19 protein-coding genes and 1 pseudogene are annotated in these 21,877 nt (G+C 45.8%); 14 read left to right on the plus strand and 6 right to left on the minus strand.

The features are described from left to right. Positions 1–385: 385 nt before the first annotated feature. From AC1RKG_RS07580 to AC1RKG_RS07635, 12 genes are all read left to right on the plus strand, one after another. The gene (locus AC1RKG_RS07580; protein WP_020826413.1) at positions 386–1,504 is read left to right on the plus strand and encodes a PfkB family carbohydrate kinase; all 1,119 of its coding nucleotides are present in this window, start codon (positions 386–388) and stop codon (positions 1,502–1,504) included. After that, positions 1,501–2,439, plus strand: a complete 939-nt coding sequence (locus tag AC1RKG_RS07585) for a pseudouridine-5'-phosphate glycosidase (RefSeq protein WP_046373838.1) — start codon at positions 1,501–1,503, stop codon at positions 2,437–2,439. The genes AC1RKG_RS07580 and AC1RKG_RS07585 overlap by 4 nt, the downstream gene beginning before the upstream one ends. Positions 2,440–2,611: 172 nt before the next feature. Further along, on the plus strand, positions 2,612–3,883 hold the full coding sequence (locus AC1RKG_RS07590; protein ID WP_128864276.1) for a NupC/NupG family nucleoside CNT transporter: 1,272 nt from the start codon (positions 2,612–2,614) through the stop codon (positions 3,881–3,883). Positions 3,884–3,964: 81 nt separating this feature from the next. Beyond that, on the plus strand, positions 3,965–4,279 hold the full coding sequence (locus AC1RKG_RS07595) for an ArsR/SmtB family transcription factor (RefSeq protein WP_046373836.1): 315 nt from the start codon (positions 3,965–3,967) through the stop codon (positions 4,277–4,279). After that, positions 4,276–4,614: an SRPBCC family protein gene (locus AC1RKG_RS07600; RefSeq protein WP_493182542.1), complete on the plus strand. Its 339-nt coding sequence runs from the start codon at positions 4,276–4,278 to the stop codon at positions 4,612–4,614. Before AC1RKG_RS07595 ends, AC1RKG_RS07600 begins: the two co-directional genes overlap by 4 nt. 41 nt (positions 4,615–4,655) lie before the next feature. Then, positions 4,656–5,249 carry an ATP-dependent Clp protease proteolytic subunit gene (locus tag AC1RKG_RS07605; RefSeq protein WP_493182543.1) on the plus strand — a complete coding sequence of 198 codons (594 nt, stop codon included), beginning with the start codon at positions 4,656–4,658 and terminating at the stop codon, positions 5,247–5,249. Positions 5,250–5,585: 336 nt separating this feature from the next. After that, positions 5,586–6,566, plus strand: coding sequence for a TIM barrel protein (locus tag AC1RKG_RS07610; protein ID WP_260628911.1), 981 nt, complete (start codon positions 5,586–5,588; stop codon positions 6,564–6,566). A 62-nt stretch (positions 6,567–6,628) separates the two neighbouring features. After that, positions 6,629–7,672 carry a sugar ABC transporter substrate-binding protein gene (locus tag AC1RKG_RS07615; protein ID WP_115059077.1) on the plus strand — a complete coding sequence of 348 codons (1,044 nt, stop codon included), beginning with the start codon at positions 6,629–6,631 and terminating at the stop codon, positions 7,670–7,672. Between the two features lie 33 nt (positions 7,673–7,705). After that, positions 7,706–9,199: a sugar ABC transporter ATP-binding protein gene (locus tag AC1RKG_RS07620; protein WP_493182545.1), complete on the plus strand. Its 1,494-nt coding sequence runs from the start codon at positions 7,706–7,708 to the stop codon at positions 9,197–9,199. Positions 9,200–9,251: 52 nt separating this feature from the next. Then, positions 9,252–10,223: an ABC transporter permease gene (locus AC1RKG_RS07625; protein ID WP_041415322.1), complete on the plus strand. Its 972-nt coding sequence runs from the start codon at positions 9,252–9,254 to the stop codon at positions 10,221–10,223. Beyond that, complete coding sequence (locus AC1RKG_RS07630; protein ID WP_020826424.1) at positions 10,223–11,080, plus strand: MurR/RpiR family transcriptional regulator; 858 nt, start codon at positions 10,223–10,225, stop codon at positions 11,078–11,080. The genes AC1RKG_RS07625 and AC1RKG_RS07630 overlap by 1 nt, the downstream gene beginning before the upstream one ends. Before the next feature lies 1 nt (position 11,081). Beyond that, positions 11,082–11,951 carry a PfkB family carbohydrate kinase gene (locus AC1RKG_RS07635; protein WP_261138304.1) on the plus strand — a complete coding sequence of 290 codons (870 nt, stop codon included), beginning with the start codon at positions 11,082–11,084 and terminating at the stop codon, positions 11,949–11,951. Between the two features lie 12 nt (positions 11,952–11,963). Here AC1RKG_RS07635 and AC1RKG_RS07640 read toward each other — a convergent pair whose 3' ends face one another. Together AC1RKG_RS07640 and AC1RKG_RS07645 are read right to left on the minus strand one after the other, a co-directional pair. Then, positions 11,964–12,527 carry a TetR/AcrR family transcriptional regulator gene (locus AC1RKG_RS07640; RefSeq protein ID WP_261107764.1) on the minus strand — a complete coding sequence of 188 codons (564 nt, stop codon included), beginning with the start codon at positions 12,525–12,527 and terminating at the stop codon, positions 11,964–11,966. Further along, on the minus strand, positions 12,524–13,063 hold the full coding sequence (locus AC1RKG_RS07645) for a dihydrofolate reductase family protein (protein ID WP_493182548.1): 540 nt from the start codon (positions 13,061–13,063) through the stop codon (positions 12,524–12,526). Before AC1RKG_RS07645 ends, AC1RKG_RS07640 begins: the two co-directional genes overlap by 4 nt. Positions 13,064–13,502: 439 nt before the next feature. Between AC1RKG_RS07645 and AC1RKG_RS07650 the strand changes: the two genes are divergently transcribed. Next, positions 13,503–14,699 carry a tyrosine-type recombinase/integrase gene (locus AC1RKG_RS07650; RefSeq protein WP_493182549.1) on the plus strand — a complete coding sequence of 399 codons (1,197 nt, stop codon included), beginning with the start codon at positions 13,503–13,505 and terminating at the stop codon, positions 14,697–14,699. 163 nt (positions 14,700–14,862) lie between these two features. On the opposite strand, the gene AC1RKG_RS07655 is transcribed toward AC1RKG_RS07650, so the two are convergent. The 4 genes from AC1RKG_RS07655 to AC1RKG_RS07670 all read right to left on the minus strand — a co-directional run bounded on the left by AC1RKG_RS07655 (position 14,863) and on the right by AC1RKG_RS07670 (position 21,399). Continuing rightward, entirely contained in the window at positions 14,863–16,023 is a 1,161-nt protein-coding gene (locus tag AC1RKG_RS07655) for a reverse transcriptase family protein (protein ID WP_493182551.1), read from the minus strand. A 202-nt stretch (positions 16,024–16,225) separates the two neighbouring features. Continuing rightward, positions 16,226–17,479, minus strand: a complete 1,254-nt coding sequence (locus AC1RKG_RS07660; RefSeq protein ID WP_079927710.1) for a phosphoribosyltransferase-like protein — start codon at positions 17,477–17,479, stop codon at positions 16,226–16,228. Between the two features lie 246 nt (positions 17,480–17,725). Continuing rightward, positions 17,726–19,486, minus strand: a complete 1,761-nt coding sequence (locus tag AC1RKG_RS07665) for a UvrD-helicase domain-containing protein (RefSeq protein WP_493182581.1) — start codon at positions 19,484–19,486, stop codon at positions 17,726–17,728. A gap of 2 nt (positions 19,487–19,488) precedes the next feature. Then, complete coding sequence (locus AC1RKG_RS07670) at positions 19,489–21,399, minus strand: ATP-dependent nuclease (protein ID WP_493182554.1); 1,911 nt, start codon at positions 21,397–21,399, stop codon at positions 19,489–19,491. Between the two features lie 236 nt (positions 21,400–21,635). Here AC1RKG_RS07670 and AC1RKG_RS07675 point away from each other — a divergent pair. Further along, a pseudogene (locus AC1RKG_RS07675) lies at positions 21,636–21,800 on the plus strand (metalloregulator ArsR/SmtB family transcription factor); the annotation flags it as partial. Between the last annotated feature and the right edge of the window lie 77 nt (positions 21,801–21,877).

Consider the following 21,877-nt stretch of genomic DNA (forward strand, 5'->3'; position numbering starts at 1 on the left):
GGCATCCGCTGAGGGGCACCAAGTTTCCAGAACGCGACTTCATTTCAATACAAATGTGAAAGGTATCTCTTTTCGGGGACAACACGGCTTGCCCAAGCTCCATCAGAAAAGGGTAAGGTTCGGTAAACCCAACAAATGTTAGGTTGCGTCACGGAAAACTCTATCCGGTTGTTTTATTAAGATTATTATAAGAATAAAATGCTGTGTCTCGGCTAATGATTATTTTTGACTCTTTTTGAAGGATAAAACCGACTTTATTATTTGATGGGTATCACAGAATTAACGCTGAAACCCGGTTCATTCATCTTACGATCCTCTTCCCAAATCTTCGCTAAAGCCTTTAATCCCACTTTACTGTTTTTCATGCCCGATATAAAACAAACGTATGTTTAAAAACAAACAAGTGTCCAATATGACCAGCAGAGAAAAACAGATATTGCATCTTCTGAGACGTGATCCTTTGATCCCACAGCAGGAAATTGCCGATGTTTTAGGTATTAGCCGCTCTGGTGTCGCCGGACACATTATGAATTTAATGAATAAAGGATATATAAAGGGTAAGGGTTATATATTGTCGGAGCACAGCTATGTGGTAACCGTAGGTTCCACCAATATGGATGTCTGCGGTTATGCTTCCTCTAAATTAGTGTATGAAGATTCCAACCCGGGAAAAATAAAATGCACGCCAGGTGGGGTGGGCAGAAATATTGCGCAGAATGTCGCCTTGTTAGGCCGGGAATGTCACCTTATTTCCGTCGTCGGTGACGACTTCTATGGCGAAACCTTATTCGAACAGGCAAAGCTGGCGGGGGTACATGTCGACAGCTTCCATAAATTGCACGGTGAAAATACTTCTACTTATGTCTCCTTACTCGATAACAACGGCGAAATGCTGGTGGCGATTAACGACATGCGCATTCTCGAGAAACTCACACCGGCATTATTGGCCACGTCTAAAGAGTTGATCCTGCATGCGGGCGTGCTGGTGGTTGACTGCAACCTGACCGAGGACGCACTGGCCTGGCTATTCGGGCACTCCGGCAGCGTGCCGGTGTTTGTTGACACCGTATCGGCATTTAAAGCGCCCAAAATCCGCCGTTGGCTCTCGCATATCCATACTCTCAAGCCCAATCGCCTCGAAGCCGAGATCCTCAGCGGCATGGCGATCCACGGGCCGCAGGATGCGCCAGCGGTGGCCCGCTGGTTCCATCAACAAGGGGTACAACGCCTGGCGCTCAGCATGGGGCCAGCCGGGGTTTATTACAGCGAAATTGATGGGCAAAACGGCTGGTCGCAGCCACTGGTCGTCGACATCGTCAATGTGACTGGGGCCGGCGACGCCATGATGGCGGGCCTGGCCCATTGCTGGCTGGAAGATATGACGCTGGCGGACAGCATTCGTTTTGCGCAGGGCTGCTCGGCATTGACGCTGGCATCCGAATTTACCAATAACCCGAACCTGTCGAATGGCAGCGTACAAAAACTGTTGGAGCTACAAGCATGAAAAATAACATGATTTCCCATGACTATCTGGATATTTCGCCGGAGGTTGCCGAGGCTTTGGCCCACAAACGCCCGGTTGTGGCTCTGGAATCCACCATCATTTCTCACGGCATGCCGTACCCGCAGAACGCGCAGACGGCGCTGGAAGTGGAACAAAAAATCCGCGATCACGGCGCGGTGCCCGCGACCATCGCCATCATTAACGGCCGAATGAAGGCGGGATTAAGCCGTGAGGAAATAGAGCTGCTGGGTAAAGAGGGCCATAAGGTGGCGAAAGTGAGCCGTCGCGATCTGCCGTTCATCGTCGCCGCCGGTAAACACGGGGCGACCACCGTGGCCTCAACCATGATTATTGCCGAGATGGCGGGCATTCACGTTTTTGCCACCGGTGGCATCGGCGGCGTGCACCGCGGCGCAGAACACACGTTTGATATCTCGGCGGATCTGCAGGAGCTGGCACGCACCAATGTCGCGGTGATTTGCGCCGGTGCCAAGTCTATTTTGGATTTGGGACTGACCACCGAATACCTCGAAACCCACGGCGTACCGCTGATCGGCTACCAGACCCAAACGCTGCCGGCATTCTTTTGCCGTACCAGCCCCTTCAGGGTCAGCATTCAGCTAGATGCCCCGGCGGAGATCGCACGCGCCATGGCCACCAAGTGGCAGACCGGTCTGGAGGGCGGCATGGTGATTGCCAACCCGATCCCGGCGCAGTATGCGGTGCCGGAGGAAAAAATTAATGCCGCCATTGAGCGTGCCGTGCGGGAATCGGTTGAACAAGGCGTTCAAGGCAAGGACAGCACGCCATTTTTGCTGGCCAGAGTGGCTGAATTGACCGGGGGCGACAGCCTGACCGCCAATATTCAATTGGTGTTCAACAACGCCAAGCTGGCCGCGCAAATTGCCTGTTGTTATCAGGAGGCCGCCGCCTAAGACGACGCGTTATTCCTTAAGTTTTACCCTATAAACAACATTAAATAAAAACGCCAGCCTGAAAGGTGGAGGGGAGTGCTTTGCCCTTTTCACCTTTCAGGACAGGTACATTTACATACCCAATGACTTTTCCGCTACGGCTGAAATACGACGGGTATTAAGGGACGGATTTATGGACTTACTACGCAGCCTGTCAGGTATCTGTATTCTTCTCCTTATTGCTTTTATTTTTTCCAACAACCGTAAACGAATCAGCCTGAGAACCGTTTTCAGCGCATTAATACTGCAAGTGCTGTTGGGCGCAATTATGTTATATGTGCCCGCCGGTAAGTGGGTGGTTAATGCTATTGCCGGTGGAGTCAATAAAGTCATTTCGTACAGCGATGCCGGTAGCTCATTTATTTTTGGCGGACTGGTCGGCCCTAAAATGAATGTCTTGTTTGACGGCGCAGGTTTTGTTTTCGCTTTTCATGTTCTGCCGGCCATTATTTTTATTACCGCACTGATTTCGATTCTCTATTACCTCGGCGTGATGGGGTGGGTGATTAATCTGTTGGGCTACGTATTCCAAAAGATGCTGAGCATCAGCAAGGTTGAGGCTTTTGCCGCGGTGACCACCATCTTTTTAGGGCAAAACGAGCTGCCTGCGGTGCTTAAGCCTTTTATTAACAAGATGAGCCGCAATGAGCTGTTTACCGTCATTTGCAGCGGAATGGCGTCGATCGCCGGCTCAATGTTGGTGGGGTATGCCGGCCTTGGCGTACCGATTGAATATCTGCTGGCGGCATCGTTGATGGCGATCCCCGGCGGCATTCTGTTCGCACGTATGCTGAGCCCGGCAACCGAGGCGTCGCAGGTCGAGTTCAGCCAGATGGCGTTCAGTGAAAAACGCCCGGCGAGCATTATCGAAGCCGCGGCCAGTGGAGCGATGCTCGGGCTGAAAATAGCCGTGGGCGTCGCTACCGTGGTAATGGCCTTTGTGGCGTTAATTGCGCTGATTAATGGCCTGATTGGCGGCGTCGGCAGCCTGTTTGGCTGGCAACAGCTTAGCCTGGAAAGGTTGTTCGGATATGTGTTCTCGCCTTTGGCTTATATCATGGGGGTTAGCTGGGATAACGCTGGGGTAGTAGGTGGGCTGATTGGCCAGAAGCTGGCGATAAACGAATTTGTCGCATACGTGAATTTTTCAGCCTATCTCAAAGACAGCGTCGCGGTGCTCGATCCTAAAACCATCGCCGTCATCTCTTTCGCACTGTGCGGGTTCGCCAACTTCGGCTCGATAGCCGTGGTGGTGGGGGCGTTCAGCGCGGTAGCACCGGAGCGCGCTTCGGATATTGCCAGCCTGGGCTTGCGTGCGCTGCTGGCCGCTACCTTGTCTAATCTGATGAGCGCCACCATCGCCGGGCTGTTTATCGGTCTCGGTGCTTTGAGCGTGGCATTATGACCACGCCCTTTCTTTGGCGTGAGCGTGATTATTTTCCGCGCTAAACTTGCGTATTAGATAAGTGACTACTAATGTGTAGTCATGAATGAAAATGACCTCTTCAAAGCGCTGGCGGATCCCACCCGGCGCAGCATCTTCGAAAAACTGGCCGCTGGCGGCATGAATGCCAGCGCACTGCGTGAAGGCATGACGATCAGCCAATCTGCGATGTCTCAACACCTGGCCGTGTTGCGGCAGGCGGGGCTGGTGTGCGAGGCGCGCCAGGGCCGTTTCGTCAATTATCAGGTTGACCCACAAGGGTTGGCGGTCATCGCGCAATGGCTGGACAAATACCGTGCCTTCTGGCCGGCACGCATCGACAGGCTGAACGTTTTGCTAAAGGACATGGATCAATGACCCCAACCGACGCCACGCAGCCGCCGCTGGTGCTGGAGTATCAACTCGATGCGCCGCCAGAGAAAGTCTGGCGGGCTATCGGGATCCCGGCATTGCGCGAACAATGGTTACCGAATGCCGAACTGGCCGATACCGAACCGGTAGCGATAACGCCGGGCGAAGCAATCAGCTACCGGATGCGTGATGGCCGACCGCCGTACCTCGAAAGTACCGTGACCTTGCAGATTTTGCCCACCGCCGACGGCAGAAGCCTGTTACGCGTCATTCACCAACTCGACGACGCCAGGTTGACGGCAGCGAACGACGGTGGATTGCAGCTGATGCGCGCTGCCTGACGCTCAACTCATTATTCCAATCTGAAAACAGGAGTTCACCGATGCGTGAATCGATGCTGCTCGTCCCAACGGTGGTAGAACAGACTAGCCAGGGAGAACGTTCGTTCGACATTTATTCGCGGCTGCTGCGCGACCGCATCGTTTTCCTGAACGGCGAGGTTAACGATCAGGTGGCAGAAATGCTCTGTGCTCAACTGCTGTTTCTCGAAGCTGAGAACCCGGAGAAACCCATAAATTTATATATCAATTCACCGGGCGGGGTGATCACCAGCGGCTTCGCCATCTACGACACTATGCAGTACATCAACGCACCGGTGCATACGCTGTGTATGGGCACAGCTCGCTCGATGGGGTCATTCCTGCTGATGGCGGGTGAAGCCGGCCACCGGATGGCGCTGCCCAATGCCAGCCTGCACGTGCACCAGCCACTGGGCGGTTTTCAGGGGCAAGCGTCAGATATCCTTATCCACGCCGAAGAGATGAAACGCACCAAGCACACCGTGATCCGCCTGTACGCCGAACACTGCGGTCGTAGCTACGAAGAGGTTGAGCGCGCGCTCGATCGCGACCGCTTTATGAGCGCCGAGCAAGCGGTAGAGTGGGGGCTGGTGGATAAGGTGCTACGGGCCCGCTGATACGCTGCTCAGCAGACGATCAAGGGCCTGTAGATAGTGACGTTAATAGAGAAATGGGTTGCCGGTCAACGCCTGAAATAACGGCAACGGGTCAGTTGCCAGTCAGAGACAGAACGGTACAAACCCGATAGTCACGAGCACATCGCCATAACCCATTTTCCCTTCTTTTGTGAACGTCCCCATTTTCTGAAATTTCGTGAATTCCCTCTCAAATCTGATCATAAATCCATCCGGATATCTTGCGGCTTTTTTCAGCGGATGATAGTAATGCACTACTTCACGAAATAAAGTGAAGAGGTAAAGTACATTACATTATCAGTTCACAAAGGACACCCCATGTCAGAACTTAAATTTGCCACACGCCTGAACTCGTTTGCCTCGGGGGCTCATCTTTACTGGCCGGAACAAAAAGGAAAACCTACCGTTCCGCAAATGATCGAACGTGCAGCTACGGTTAAAGGATTGACACATCTGGATCTGAATTATCCACAGCATATGACCGGCGACATCAAAATGATGCGTCAGAAAATAGAGGACGTCGGGCTAGCGGTAAACGGCATGCAGATGCGCTGGGATGCTCCGGAATTCAAAATAGGTGCATTTACTCACCCGGATCCGAAAATTCGCCGTCAGGCGATCGAATTAACCAAGCGCGGCATCGACGCCGGGCGTGAATTCGGTGCCGGCATTATGACGCTTTGGATGGGGCAGGATGGTTTCGATTACTGCTTCCAGGCCGACTATAAAAAAATATGGGAAGACGCGGTCAGCGCGGTTCGTGAAGTGGCGGAATATGCACCGGATATCGACATCAGCATTGAGTACAAACCGAACGAACCACGTGCTTATAGTATTTTTCCGAATGCCACCACGTGCCTGCTAGCGGTGGAAGAAGCGGGATGCAAAAACCTTGGCATCACGTTGGATTTCGCACATGTGTTGTTTGCGAATGAAGTCCCGGCGTTTGCAGCTGCTATGGTGGCTCGCCGGTCCCGATTACTGGGGCTGGATCTCAATGACGGCTGGGGAAAACGCGACGACGGTCTGATGGTCGGATCCGTGAACCCGCGTGCCACACTGGAATTCCTCTTGCAGATGAAACGCGATGGCTACAAAGGGGCGTATTACTTCGATACCTTCCCTGACGCCAGCGGGTTGGACCCGGTGCGTGAAGCGGAAACCAACATTGCGACAGTTCTGCGTTTACTCACACTGTGTGAAAAACTCGAAAACAACCCGGCGCTGGCTGAAGCCATTAGCAGGCAGGACGCAGTTGCCTCGCAGCAAATCGTCAATAACGTGATGTTGGCACAATAAAAGCGGACCGGACAGCGTATGTCGCTGTAGCAATCATAAAAACAACAATCGAAGGCCAGATGATGAAAAAACTCTTACTGTCTGTACTCACTACTGCACTGTTTTGCACCAGGGTTTATGCCGCAGATTTGCCAACATTACAGTCTGATACAGAGCCTGATCGTACCGACTGGACGCAACTCTCCGCCAAATATGGTCCGTTACCGGCGATTGATAAATCGCTGAAGATCGGTGGAGTGTCTAAAACGCTCACTAATGAATACTGGCGCTCTCTTGGCCAGGGCTATAAAGCATTCGGTAATAAACAGGGTATTACCGTCGAATATCAGGCTGCAGCCAATGAAGATGATCAGCTCGGTCAGCTTTCTATCGCAGAAACGCTGATTTCTCAGGGCTTCAACGGCTTACTGGTTTCTCCGCAAACGGATGCCAACCTGCAACCGGCGTATGAGTCAGCCAAAAGCAAAGGCATCGCCGTGGTGAACGTCAATGATGCCGTAATGCCGAATGCCGCACATTACGTCGGTAACGTGCAGAAAGATAACGGCGTGCGTGTCGCTAACTGGTTCATCAAACAACACCCTGAAGGTGGGAAAGTAGCGGTAATCGAAGGTCAACCAGGCGTTTATGCGGCATCTCAACGAACCAAAGGCTTTAAAGAGACCATACAGACCAGCGGAAAATTCACCGTCGTTGCTAGCGTTCCGGCTAACTGGAGCCGTGAAAACGCCTACAACGCGGCTGCCACTATCTTGCAGCAACATCCTGACCTGATTGGCTTCTATGCCAATAACGACGGAATGGCGCTCGGGGTGGTAGAAGCCGTGGCCGCTGCCGGAAAAGCCAAACAGGTGGCGGTATTTGGCACCGACGGTATTTCCGATGCTTACGCCTCTATTAAACGCGGTGAGCTAACCGGCACCGTGGACAGCTTCCCGGTGCTGACGGGTGAGGTGGCAATGGAAGTGGTGGTGCGTCTGATTAACGGCCAGAAAATTTCCCGCGTGGTGTCTACCCCACAGGCGCTGATCACTAAAGAAAATGCTGATGCGTTCTCCACCAAGGATAACGCGAAACTGCGCCAGTTACTGTCTCTGCAGCAGTAAGTCTGGTGTCAGAGAACAGGGTGAGGAGAGTTTATGGAACAGTACAGTTTGATGATGCGTGGCATCAGCAAAAGCTACAGCGGTGTAGCGGCGGTCCAGGGTGTCGATTTTTCGGTGAGGCCGGGTGAAGTTCATGCGCTGATCGGTGAAAACGGGGCGGGGAAATCAACGTTGCTGAATATTTTGTCCGGTGTTCGTGCCGCCGATGCCGGTGACATTCTGGTAGAAGGGCGGGTTATACAGATGAAGAACCCGCTTTCTGCACGTCATGCCGGTATTGCGATGATCCATCAGGAACTACAGCACGTTCCTGAACTCTCTGTCGCCCAGAACATGTTTCTTGGCCGGCCATTAACCAAACTGAAAGGGTTATTTGTCGATAAGAAAGCACAATACAAACGGGCCGTGGCGATCCTGCGCCGTCTGGATCCGACGATCGATCCCGATGAGCCGATCAAGAACCTGAAAGTGTCTCAACAACAAATCGTTGAAATTGCACGCGCACTGCTGGATGAGGCAAAGATCATTGCGATGGATGAACCGACATCCAGCCTGACGCCGACAGAATTCGAGCGACTGGCGGAGCTGATTTCAGATCTGAAATCGATGAATGTGTCGCTGATTTATGTCTCGCACAAAATGAATGAAATTTTCAAGGTCTGTGACAGGGCGACGATTTTACGCGATGGCAAACAGGTCGGCGTGGTGAATATTTGCGATGAAACGGAAGAAAGCATCGTCACCAAAATGGTCGGGCGCAAAATCGAAAAAGTACACCATCACTCGTATGCCACGGCAAGAGATGTATTGCGCATCGAGAAATTGAGTCGCGGCAAAGCTGTGCAATCGGCGACGTTCAGCGTCAGGGCAGGCGAAGTACTGGGGATTGCCGGGTTGGTCGGTTCCGGACGTACTGAATTGCTCAAGTTGATCGCCGGTATTGATGCCAAAACCAGCGGCAGCATTGAGGTCGAAGGGGTGGCGGTGAAGAACCATAACGTCAGTTCTGCCATCCGTGCCGGCATTGGCCTGGTGCCGGAAGATCGTAAAAAAGAGGGTATCATCAAAGAGCGTTCCGTCAAAATGAACATGGCATTGCCGTCGATGGGACGGTTTACACGCCACGGTCTGTTGAACAAAAATCGACTGAATAAAACCGCGCTGGAGGTGATGACCGAACTGCGATTGCGTCCGCTTAATATTGAAAAACCGATCGGGACATTAAGCGGCGGCAATCAGCAAAAAGTCATTATTGGTCGCTGGGTATCAGCAGATAATAAGGTTTTTCTGTTCGATGAACCGACCCGGGGAATTGATATTGGTGCAAAGTCTGAGATTTATAATTTAATAGAAAAACTGGCGCAACAAGAGAAGGCTATTGTGGTGGTCTCTTCCGAAATGCCGGAAATAATGCGTATCTCAGACAGAGTGCTGGTGATGCGTGAAGGGAAAATCATCAAAGAACTTATTGGTGATGAGATTACTGAAGAAAATATTGCCCGTTATGCCATTAATGATATGCAGTAAGCGGTCTGAAAACTACTTCCTTCAATACCTAAAAAGATAAAAGGCCATGATTATGACGACGCAAAGTAATGTTCAGCCAAAGGCTGTGCCTTCGGCATTATTCAAGTTTAACGTTCGCGATGCCGGTACGCTGATCGGTTTGGTGATTATTTTGATTACTTTCTCATTTTTATCGCCGGTGTTTTTTACCGTTCCTAACTTGCTTAATATATTACAGCAGTCATCCATCAACGGGATTATCGCGCTGGGGATGACGCTGGTCATTATTTCCGGTGGTATCGACTTGTCCGTTGGGCCGACGGCGGCGCTTTCGGCCGTGCTGGGTGCCACGCTGATGGTGTCCGGTGTGCCGGTCCCGCTGGCGATTATGGCGACTTTGGGTATCGGTGCATTGTGCGGTGTTTTCAGCGGTATGCTGGTGGCTTATGCGGGTTTACAGCCGTTTATCGTGACTCTCGGCGGGCTTTCTTTGTTCCGTGCACTGGCGCTGATTTTCACAAACGGCAACCCGATTTTCGGCATTCCGCTTGAGTTTCGCACCGTCATCAATAGCACCATATTTGGGGTCCCTGCACCGATCGTAATTGTTATCGCCATCGCCGCCATTTTGTGGACGGTGATGAACAAAACGCCGCTGGGCGAATATATTCTGGCGGTCGGCGGTAACGAAGAAGCTGCGCGTGTGGCAGGTGTTCCGGTCAAAAGAACCAAAGTTACGGTTTTTGTGATTTCCGGCGTGCTGGCTTCATTGGCTTCGCTGATTTTGATTGGTCGTTTGGGGGCTGCCGAACCGACAATGGGGAATTTATGGGAGCTGGATGCCATTGCCGCAGCAGCGATTGGCGGGGCTTCCCTAATGGGCGGGAAGGGAAGTGTGATCGGTACCCTGATTGGCGCTGTTATTTTGGGTTCACTACGTAATGGCCTTACACTTCTTAATATTCAGGCATTTTATCAATTGCTTGCTACTGGCCTTATTATTATCATAGCGATGTTGATTGACAGAGCGACACGAGGCAAGTAATGAATCAGGATCCGCGAGCCATAGGCGCTCAAATTCGTATGAAATTGCCACACTTGACGCCACTAGAAAGAAAAGTCGTCGAGGCGATCACCTCTAAAAATGATTTCTCCGAGCAAACTTCACTAAAAGAAATTGCGCTGGAGAATAATGTTTCCGAGGCCATGATTGTTAAATTAACGAAAAAATTAAACTTTTCTGGGTTTAGAGATTTCAGAAGCAGTTTGATCTATTACAACTATTCTGAAGTGGCAAATTTACATGCGGAAATTGAACCGGGAGACTCGTCGGAAAAATTGCTTGAAAAAGTATTTCGGACGTCAATTCAGGCAATAGAAGAAACCTTATCTATTGTCGATGTTTCGGCATTTAACCGGGCTGCTGACATTTTGTTTAAAGCTAGGCACATCGATTTATATGCTGTCGGTGGCTCTGCTGCCGTCGCAAGAGATCTTTCGCACAAATTGCTGAAAATAGGCATTAAAACGACGGTCTACGATGATGCACATATCATGCTGATGTCAGCGGCAGTCTTGTCTGACGATGATGCGGTGGTGGCAATCAGCCATTCCGGTGCCACCCGCGCGGTGAATGAACCGATTAAACTGGCAGTCCGCAACGGAGCCAAAGTTATCGCCATCACCAATTACGCCGAGTCGCCCATTGCGCGTAATGCGCACGTGGTGCTCAATTCAACCTCTCAGGGATCGCACTTGCTCGGGGAAAACGCTGCCTCACGTATCGCCCAGTTAAATATTCTGGATGCCTTGTTCGTGGCGATTGCGCAGAAGGACCTAAAGACAGCGGAGAAGAATTTGATGAAAACCCAGCAGGCGGTTCAGGACCTTCGGGAATACTAGAATGAGTAAAATTTTAGTCACGGGTAGCCTTCATTACGACATCGTGATCCATGCGCATCACCGGCCGGAAAAGGGCGAAACAGTCATCGGAAGCGGGTGTTCGTATAAATTCGGCGGTAAGGGCGGCAATCAGGCCGTTGCTGCGGCGAAAGCGGGCGCGCGGGTGGGCTTTGTCGGTGCCGTGGGCGCAGATACGCAGGGGGAATTCCTGCGCGCTGTGCTTGATGAAAACGGCATCGATAATCGCTTTGTGACGGTGAATGAGAGCGTAGCCTCCGGTATGAGTGTGGCACTGATGGACGCTGAGGGAGATTACGGCGCAGTGGTAGTCTCCAACGCGAATAATCATATTGATGTCGCACAGTTTAATGATGACCAGTTATGGCAGCAGGTTGAGATGTTGCTGTTGCAAAATGAGGTATCTGAAGCAGTTAATCTGTCGGCCGCGAAACAGGCAAAACAGCGTGGGATCCGCGTTTGTCTGAATGCCGCACCGGCACGAGCATTGTGTGCCGAGATGCAGTATGCGGTTGATCTGCTGGTGGTGAATGGCGTTGAAGCTCGTGATCTGAGTGGTATTCCGGTCAATAATTTATCCGATGCATGCATGGCGGCTGAATTGCTCAGCCAGCATTATCCGGCTGTGATTGTGACGGCAGGTGAACATGGCGTGGCCTGGTGTGAGGCTGGAGACCGTAGCCAGTCGATGCCTGCTGAAAAAGTAGAACTTGTGAGCACTCACGGTGCCGGTGACTGTTTTATGGGCACCTTATGCACTTCAATTCTTCAACGCGAATCGCTTGGGAGTTCTGTAGCAAAAGCCAATCGAGCTGCGGCCGCCCACGTTTCACGTAAGCCGACAGCTAGGTAGAGTGGGAAGGTGCTACGGGCGCGCTGACACGCTGTCCAGCAGACGATCAAGGGCCTGTAGATACTGTTCTTGCAGGCTCTGCGCCTGTAGAGAGTCTCCCCGCACCGCGACAAGGGCCAAACCGCTGCCATGGGCATGATCAACCAAAATATCGCGCCACTGTAGGGGCTCTGTCGTCATCTCAGCCAGCAAGGCCGTAAGGCGATCGGTAATCTGACGGGTGACCCCGGCAAAGGCCTCTGGCGTGGCAAAGATTGCCAGCGTGAGCTGGGGATGATAGCCGACTGCGCGATGATAGCGCGTGAGCAATGTTCGAATTTCTGTCCGCGGATCAGCCAATCCGTTCAACCCCTCCATGGCTTCGGCATAGACGCGATCGGATAAAGCACGCAATAGCCCGGCCAGATCACCAATATGGTGATACAGGCTCATCGGCGTGACGCCCAGCCGAGTGGCGAGGGTACGCATCGTCAGCCCTTGTCCACCACTTTCATCCAGCAGGCCAAGAGCGGAATCCAGAATGTCATCCCGCGTTACTCCTTTTCCGTTGGTTGGGCGCCCGCGTGGACGAGTCATAGGGGCAATACCTGATAGTGGGATTGCACCAGGCCCGAAGGAAAGCTCCGGTTCGACAGTAATTTTAAATCAATGTCCTGTTGCAGTGAGCCGAACAGAGGCCTGCCCGAGCCAAGCAGTACGGGAACCTTGGTGATCACCATATCGCTAATCAACCCCTCGCGCAGAAAGGACTGTATTAATTGCCCACCATCCACATAGACGCGGTGCACATTCTGCACGGCCAACTGCTCAAGCGCATACTTTGGCGTGAGGTTGGTGAACCGGACTTTACCTGTCAGGGCTGGAGGGACCGGCTCATTGGCCAGTTGTTTGGACAGTACGAGTACCGGGAGGTCATAAGGCCAGCTATCGAAGGTGAGTACCTTTTCATAAGTCCCTCTCCCCATCAGGATCATGTCTTTGTCAGCGATAAAGGTATCGAAGCCATGATCTTCGGCCGAGGCGTCGCGTTGTAATAACCAGTCGATGTCGCCATCTTGCCGAGCGATAAAACCGTCCAGGCTGGTGGCGATGAAAACGTGTGTAGTGACCATTGAATGCTCCATATTTATACGCTGTATATTATTGCGTTGGTATGGCCCAAAATCAACATTACCGGTTAAAACAAAAAATCCACGCCGGGGCGTGGATTTTGGAGTTTGCTGCAGAGGCGGGAGTTAGACGTTAATTCGTGATTTAACATATAATATGTTGATTTTATTGATTTATTTAAATTATTTGTTTCTTTATACTCATGCTTGTACTCATTTTGGAGTTGGCTCGCATTCGTAATGCGAAGGTCGGAGGTTCGACTCCTCTTATCGGCACCATTTCAAACTCTTCCCAAGTCTACCGAAATCAACTAAAAGCCCGTATACTGCGGTTCATGGCCCGTATCTTATCTCCTGTTATCAACTGGACTCAACCGAAATCAAGTCGCAGTTGGGGGCATAAGTGGGGGCATTCTGTGTTCGGTCCAGGGAGATGCCCCCAATGAAACTTAATGCGAGACAGGTAGACGCTGCTAAACCCAGAGAGAAAGCCTATAAGCTGGCAGATGGTGCTGGTTTGTATCTTGAGGTTGTTCCCTCTGGTTCCAGATACTGGCGGATGAAGTATCGCTTCAATGGAAAAGAGAAACGCTTGGCTTTCGGTGTCTATCCAGCAGTGTCGCTTGCGCAAGCAAGAGCACTGCGTGACGACGCCAAGAAAAAGTTGGCTGAGGGTATCGATCCATCTTTTGCCAAGAAAGAAGAAAAGCTGGTTCGCGATGTGCAACTCAACAACACGTTTCAGTCTGTGGCACTTGAGTGGCACGGTACGAAGGTGAGCCGGTGGTCAGAAGGCTATGCCTCCGATATTATCGAAGCTTTCAATAAAGATATTTTCCCCTATATCGGCCAACTTCCGGTGAATGAAATCAAACCACTGGTTCTGCTGAATGTGCTGCGTCGAATGGAAAGCCGTGGCGCGACAGAGAAGGCTAAGAAGGTTCGCCAGCGCTGCAGCGAAGTCTTTCGTTACGCCATCGTTACTGGCCGTGCGGAATACAATCCTGCGGCGGATCTAACCAGCGCGATGTCAGGACATGAATCGAAGCATTATCCCTTCCTTACAGTTGAGGAGTTACCAGACTTCTTTAAAGCCCTCTCTGGCTATACAGGCAGCCCGTTAGTTGTTCTTGCCGCTCGTTTGCTGATCCTTACGGGAGTTCGTACTGGCGAGCTCCGAGGTGCTTTCTGGAGTGAATTTGATCTTGAGAAAGCGGTGTGGGAAATTCCTGCCGACCGAATGAAGATGAAACGGCCTCACCTTGTCCCCCTCTCTACCCAAGCGCTGGAAATCGTACAGCAGCTCAAAGTAATGTCTGGGCAATATCCGTTGGTGTTCCCAGGGCGCAATGATCCACGTAAAACGATGAGTGAAGCGAGTATTAATCAGGTATTCAAACGGATTGGGTATACGGGGAAGGTTACTGGACATGGTTTTAGGCACACGATGAGTACAATTTTGCATGAGGAAGGGTTCAATACCGCATGGATTGAGACACAGCTTGCGCATGTCGATAAGAATGCGATTCGTGGGACGTACAACCATGCGTTGTATCTGGAAGGGCGGAGGGAGATGATGCAGTGGTATGCAGATTATATTGGTAATATTGTAAGGTCTAGACTCACAAATGTGTCATAGATGACCTTTCAAACTGGAAATATAGTTTTTGAGTGTGTCGGGGCTGAATATACAATTGGTGATGAATGTTTTAATAAATCATCATGGTTGAAATTTTTTAAAATAAGTTAAAGCCTGAACTTCCAGGCTTTAACTATTAAAAGATTACAATTAATATTGTGTTTTATATATCTAATGGCCATTTTATTTTTTTATAAAGACTTAGCATTTTCTCTCCGAATTCAGGTTCAATACTTTTTGCATAATTGATTAATCCTTTAAGATGGTTTCTAAAACCGATAACAGAAGAAAAACCTTTTCTTTTTGCATGATTAATTGGTCCTACATCAGAATGCAAACAAAAATGAATGTGTTGTTTAATTTTGTACTTTACGTTTTTATCTAAGCTCACATTTTTTTTATCAACATTTAAGCCTAAAACAACCTTTTTGGAACTAGGGGGGATGATCTCTGTTTTTGTTTTGTTTGGTTCAAAACCATGGCTTTTTAAAATTGAAAAAACCTTACTTATAAAGAGTGTGGCACTTTTTCTATTAAAGTTAATGGAGTCTGTTGAAAATGTGAGATCATCTGAATATCTGGTATATCTTAGCCCGTATTCAACTGCTAATTCTTCTAAAGTTTCATCTAATTTGAAACATACAATGTTTGATAGCATTGGGCTGCTAGGAGCTCCTTGAGGAAGACTACCCATTTCTGAAATGCTGGAACGATGGTAAATTTTATAGTTGTGCCGATGGTCAATTTTCCATCTTGAATCAATTTCGTGAGGATTTCTAAAACTAAGCCAAGTGCAAATTCTGGCCATTTCAAATGAAATAAGCGCCGGGAATCCATTATCCCTAAATGCACGATAAACAGAAATTTCAGATATAGAGTCAAAAAAATTAATTATATCTAACTTCAATAACCATCTGCTTTCAACGTGAACACTTGCAGCATCCACAATCGATGAGTCACGAATATATGCAAAGCATGCTGGATGTATCTGAAATTCTTGAAGGACTTCTTTATGCAGAAATCTTTGAACTTTGCATAATTGTGGATTAGGAATGCATATTTTTCTTCTACGATTCCTTCCTTTTTTTCTAATGTAGAAAAAACGATAAGGATGTATATATTCTCTACTAACTATTTCTCTTAAGAATGAGTATTCGACACCAGCTAAGAAAGATAAATTTCTAAGGGTAAAAATAGGTAGAATATATTTACCATGCTGGATTATATTTTTTGCATGTTTTATAGCATGTTCAATAGTATTCTGATCGATACCCTGATTTTTCGCATTTGCCTGGAAGCGTTGAGAGGACCACCGTTGTCTCATTTACTTTGGCCCCGAAGGGGTGAGGGGGATCGGCGCAATAGATAAGTCTGCGTTTCACCCGACATCGTCGGTATTGCGTCGATCCCGCTTACACTAATGCGAGAGCTATTCCATGAGCACGTAAAGTATACGGCCCCCAGTTTACACTTTGTAGTTACTGGACAAGTGAATGGTGTCACTTGTGAAGACGCTAAATAAAACATTATGATGGTCCTCTCAACGTCTTAGGATAGTAATATATTTTGTCTGAAGCCGGAAGTGTTTTTTCACTAAACAGTTTTTTATTCTCTTTTCTTAGATAAGACAATAAAAAACGTCCTTCATCTGTGATTCTACGTTTCGAATCGACCCATTCTAAATACATTAATTTCGCAAGCATTGTGCAAACCTCATTAGAAGATAGACCACTCCGGCTAGCTATAGCACTATTACTTCGTGGTGACTTGTTCAAAGCAGCTAGTAATAGAATGGTTTTTTTTGCTTCCCCATCAAGTGTTGCTAATTTTTTGGAAGCAGAAAGCCTCTTTTCTCCCATCACCCTCAAATATTCTTTTTCATCTATATTGGACATACTACCAGGAAGTTCTGCAATGACATCATTTGTCGCTCGCCCACGAAAAAATGGCTTCCACGTAGCTGATCTTTTATATAATATCAATGGAGCATTATTAGGTAATCCATGAGAATAGCATATTAGAGAAGATACACCACCATATCCTAAAAAACTGATTGTTTTTGTATGTTTCTTTAGAGGATTATATTTGTTGCAGATTTCATATATTTTTTTTCTCTCTTGATTGGTGAAGCTATTGTCTATGGTTGGACATATTCTTGAGTAGAAAACTGAAGGTTTCGTTTTATTAAGTTCTACACGACTCAGACCGAATTCTGTAGCCGCAAAGCAGACAACATAAACATTGATATGTCCTGATGACAGCCAACTTTTTATAGATGGAGTGTTCCAAAAACAGTTTAAATATTTATTTAATTGATTTCCGCTTCCGATTGTATCAGTTAGTACAATAACTTTGTTTATTCTTTTACTACGCATGATTTCTGCTGATGGATAATTATAATATTTTCGGCTGTCTAATCTTTGGAAACGAGTAATGATATTATTTAATATTCCTTCACTGCCTATTTCTATTTTTTTATCAATGGTAGATAATATAGGAGGGAAAGCATTGCCAAAAGCACGTTGAGGCTTCTCAGTATTAAAAGAATAGACTGTTTCATCATCTAAAACTTCTCTTTCAACAAACAGGGCTATTTTATCCTCTTCCTTGTTGCATATTTCATCGATTAAGGCATTGATCTTAACCTCAAATTCATGGCTTGAAACCCATTGGATTTTTTTCAACAATAAGCTGGCATAGGGTTGATCTTGTTCTTCAAACTGTTCTAGCCATAGTTGTGCTCTTTTCGACTTCTCTAATGAAATTTCTGTATCCTTCATTGGTCAAGCCCTGTTTGACGGTTGGTAAGTACATCCATTCTAAGTTTATAAACCAATAGCATTGTAATATAAAAAATAAAATTTATGTTTTTTTGTGGAGTTCTATGGACTAATTCTCATAATTTTTAAGCCCATAAAAATACATCTGAACAATGTAGTTGATTTTCATTACCTTTCAGTGTGTACACTAAAGTCATCAGAGTTTATCCTTACAAGCATCATTTTAATGGATGCAGGTAAATATTTTTACATAATAGTAAATCCAAGGTTTTTTAACGTTACAATTTCATCTTTTTTTAATTTTTTCACTCCCCAGATTAATTTATACCTTGGTCTTGAACTTGCAACGTAGGCAAATCGAGCCGCTTCTGAATTTGGGTTGTTTATCCATTGTTTCCAATGTGAGCCTGTTTTTCCAGTATTTGACGAGGATGATAATAGAATTGTCACATCATGGGTTTCACCTTTAACACTATGAATTGTTGCATACTTATAAGATTCATTATTAGTATTGTTTGTTTTAATAGATCCTGACACGGTAAGCTTGGCAAGCCCTGTAGGTGATTTTATGGGGGATGAAAATACTTCCTCAATTATAGATTTTAAATCTTCACTAACAAATGGTTGTTGATGGATAATGGACAGGATTTTATTAGCATTCTTACACCACGTACTCCAAGTTATCTCAAAGTCATGAAGATTATTCCTCGCAAGAAAATCCAATGTGTTGAAAAGAAAAGTTCTCCATTGTACAGATGATTCTACCTGCGTTGGACAGTTGAATATGGATTCTCTAATTGGATAATTTAATTTTGAACGAATTACTACCGATAATAACTGCAATGATTTTTTGATGTTCTGAGTTTCTTTCATTGAGAAATAATTTATTGCGTTAACAAGATTTTTTACCTGGTTTCCTTCGATACCATCAAATGTAAATTTTTCCAAAATGGAATGCCCACGGGCAACAATTACATTGTTGCTGTAGTCGAGGCATAATTTTCCAATGTTGTCGATTAATTCTAATGGTGTTTCATTATATTGTAATACGACGCAGGGTGACTCAATAGAGCAAAACTGTCCCTTAACTTCACCTGTTGATGTTAATTTTGAGCAAAGATCAATGATTTGCTGACAGCTTCTGTAATTAATTTTCAATGGCATTTTCTTAAATTTATTATCTGCGATGAATTTTATTGTATCCTTAGGGTCTACATCACGAAAACCATAAATTGATTGATCTAAATCACCGACAAAGTGTAGCTTAACGCCTAAGTCATTAAGCCCTTGCAATATGAATAGGTGCTCGCTTGATAAATCTTGGCATTCATCAATAACAATGAGTGGAAATCTTTTTGAAAGTAACGAAGCATAGTCTTTATATTTTTCATCAATGAAAATTTCAGCAGCTAGATATAATGAATCATCGTGCGTCATAAACCCTGATTCGAACAGCTTATGTTTTGTTTTTACTAGATCATCTAGCTGCCATTGTTCCCATTTGATGGAGTTTCTGATTCTATCAAGCTCGGAGTCATCTGAATTGAACAATATGCAATTATTTTTCCGATCAAATGTATAATGATGAGCTTTTATCTTTCCTCGCTTGTTGTATGTATATTTTGTCTGAATGAATAAAGGTGATGTTGCTTCTATGATTCTTACAGTATTATTGTTATTTTCTGCATCAAAATGAGTCAAACTTTTAGCGTTAGGATTAATTAAGAACTTAAATATAAAACTATCAAAAGTTCCTATGAAGTGAGGGAATCTATTTGCTATATTAATGGAGTACTGTTGCACTCTTGATAAAAGCTCATCTGTCGCGCTATTAGAAAAGGATAATAAAGCTATACCACCCGGACTGAGTGTCCAGTTATTTATTTCCTTTACGATTTTTGCTGCAATTACTTCAGTTTTACCACTACCCGGGCAAGCCTCAAGGTAAATACTAGAGTTAATTGAGGATTCGATATAATCGATCTGCTGAGAATTAAAATCCTTCATTTTCACACCGTCTCATCTGGGCATACCCAGAGAATAGCATTTTTAATATATTCTGGCGTTTCAAATTTAACTTCATTCTTTGATATTTTCTCCGATATACTTTGTGCAAAATATCCTTTTCCTAATTCATTGTTTTCGATGTATTGTAATAATTCATTTGCAATTATGGCTCGATCGTGAGATTCTTTTTTCGACCAATCATCTTTTACATCCATAATTGCTTTTATTTTCTTCTTTATATCCCCATCTGTTGGCCAAATTTCATAAAGCACAGATGACATAGCTGCAATATTATTCCCTTCCATAGCCAGGTCGTATTCAAGAGTTTTGTATTTACTTACATACAACCTTGCGTATCTAGAACTGTTTATCTCTTCTACGAGCTTGATAGCATGATTTGTTCCTTCATACATTTCAGCATCATGAGGGATTATTATCTTTTCAATAAACTCTTTTCCTTCTACTAATTTTTTTATCTTTTTTGGAGGGTCAAGATCTGTTAATCCCGCACAGCGAATAGGTATACTTAACCCTTCATGTTTTGTCTTTTCGCTTGGGATTGTGAAGTTACAATATAATCCCATGAAGTGTCTGAAATAGATTCCATTAAGATTTATAACAGAAACACCTAAGTCTGATAATGTATTCTTCCCTACGTCTCTATCAGCTAGTATCTCTTTAGCTAAAACTGGCAATAGCATTTGTTCGGCTATACCTTCAACAAGAATTACCCCACTTGCGAAAAGCAAGTTGGATTTAGTTACATCCATCCATCTATCAATGAACTCTTTACTTTTTGTTGCTAACCCACAGTCTTTTAAACGAGTTGCAACTGGAGAAGACGATTTGGATAAGTGAATGATTGAATCAACACTGACTGAGGATGCAAGCGTTGTTGAATGAGTTGTGACAATGACTTGTACATTATTATCTTTGTCTTCGGATACTTTTTTTAAATGATCAAGTAGTCTTATTTGAAGTTGTGGGTGTAAATGAGCTTCTGGTTCTTCTATTAATAATAATCTGCAAGTGGATGGATCTTGTTCGTAACCGAGAGTTAGTTCAGCTAATATAGAAGCAATATAAAGAAGGTTATTATAACCTAAGCTGTTTTGCTCTAAATTCCTAAAAAGTTTGGTGTCTTCCTCATTCAGATTAGGGAAGAATATTAGCCGTAAACTTTCAACAATCCTAGTAAAGTCACTTTCTGCAAATTGAATTGCTGTATTTTGACCAAAATTAAGTCCTATAGCATTCTGTAGATGGTTTTTTATTAACTGATTAGCTGCTTTAATACCGTATACATCGCTATTTGATAATTCATCATTGAAAGTGTTTACTTTATTTACAAGAGGGTGTACACCACCATTTTTTTTAAGTGATCTTAAATCTTTCCTATTTATAGCTTTTAATAGTTTCGATAACCTAGACTGCCTTCCATTGGTTAGTTTTGATTCGGCATCTCTTAATGGAGGGAGATATATGCAATAAATTATATCTAATAATTCATGATCAAATTGAGAATTTTGCGAATCACCACCCCAAAGTGTTTTTTTATACCTTCCTCTTATTTCCTTATTCTCAACGTATAAATTTAATTTAGCTACATCTGAGTTCCCTGTCCAGGGTAGTAAGGCAATTTTCTCTATTGTACCTAAATTTGAAAATTCCGCGTTAATTGTAAATGAATCACTAACTTTTGGAGGATTACAAAATGGTCTGTGAAAATCATTTTCAGTAATGTTATATCGTTCGGATTCTGAATCTATAAACAATTGCCTTATAGAATTTATAATAGCTGACTTCCCAGCTCCATTTTCTCCGACAATAACGCTAAGACCTTCATTTAATGAAATACTAAATTCTCTATCAAAACATCTAAAACCTTTAATTTTTAATTTGCTTAGAAACATATGAGTATCCATCCTAATAATATCAGCAAATTTCTTACTTAGATTTAAAATCCTAAGTAAACGATCTAACTAAAAAATAACTGAATTTCAAGGTATTAAAGAAAAAAAGTAGGTTCCCTCTCCCTGATTTGTGGGATACATCTCGTAAATACATATAACATATTTGTTTTATCGAATATGAATGTTGATTTTGATCCTTTTGAGAGTATCCTAACTTCAATAGGACAGGAGGCCAGATGCCACTAACATCCTTACAACTCTTCAAAAACCTCTCCGATAAAACCCGTCTAGGGATCGTACTGCTGCTCAGAGAGATGGGAGAACTGTGCGTGTGCGACCTTTGCACTGCGCTAGAACAGTCACAGCCCAAGATCTCCCGCCATCTGGCGATGCTTAGGGAATGACCCTACCCCAAAATCCTGCTCCATTCAGAAACAGAATTCCGGCATGATAAACACTCCCCTGAGTGGAGGTTGTG

Source organism: Serratia sp. GW822-FHT06D09, from assembly GCF_058799515.1.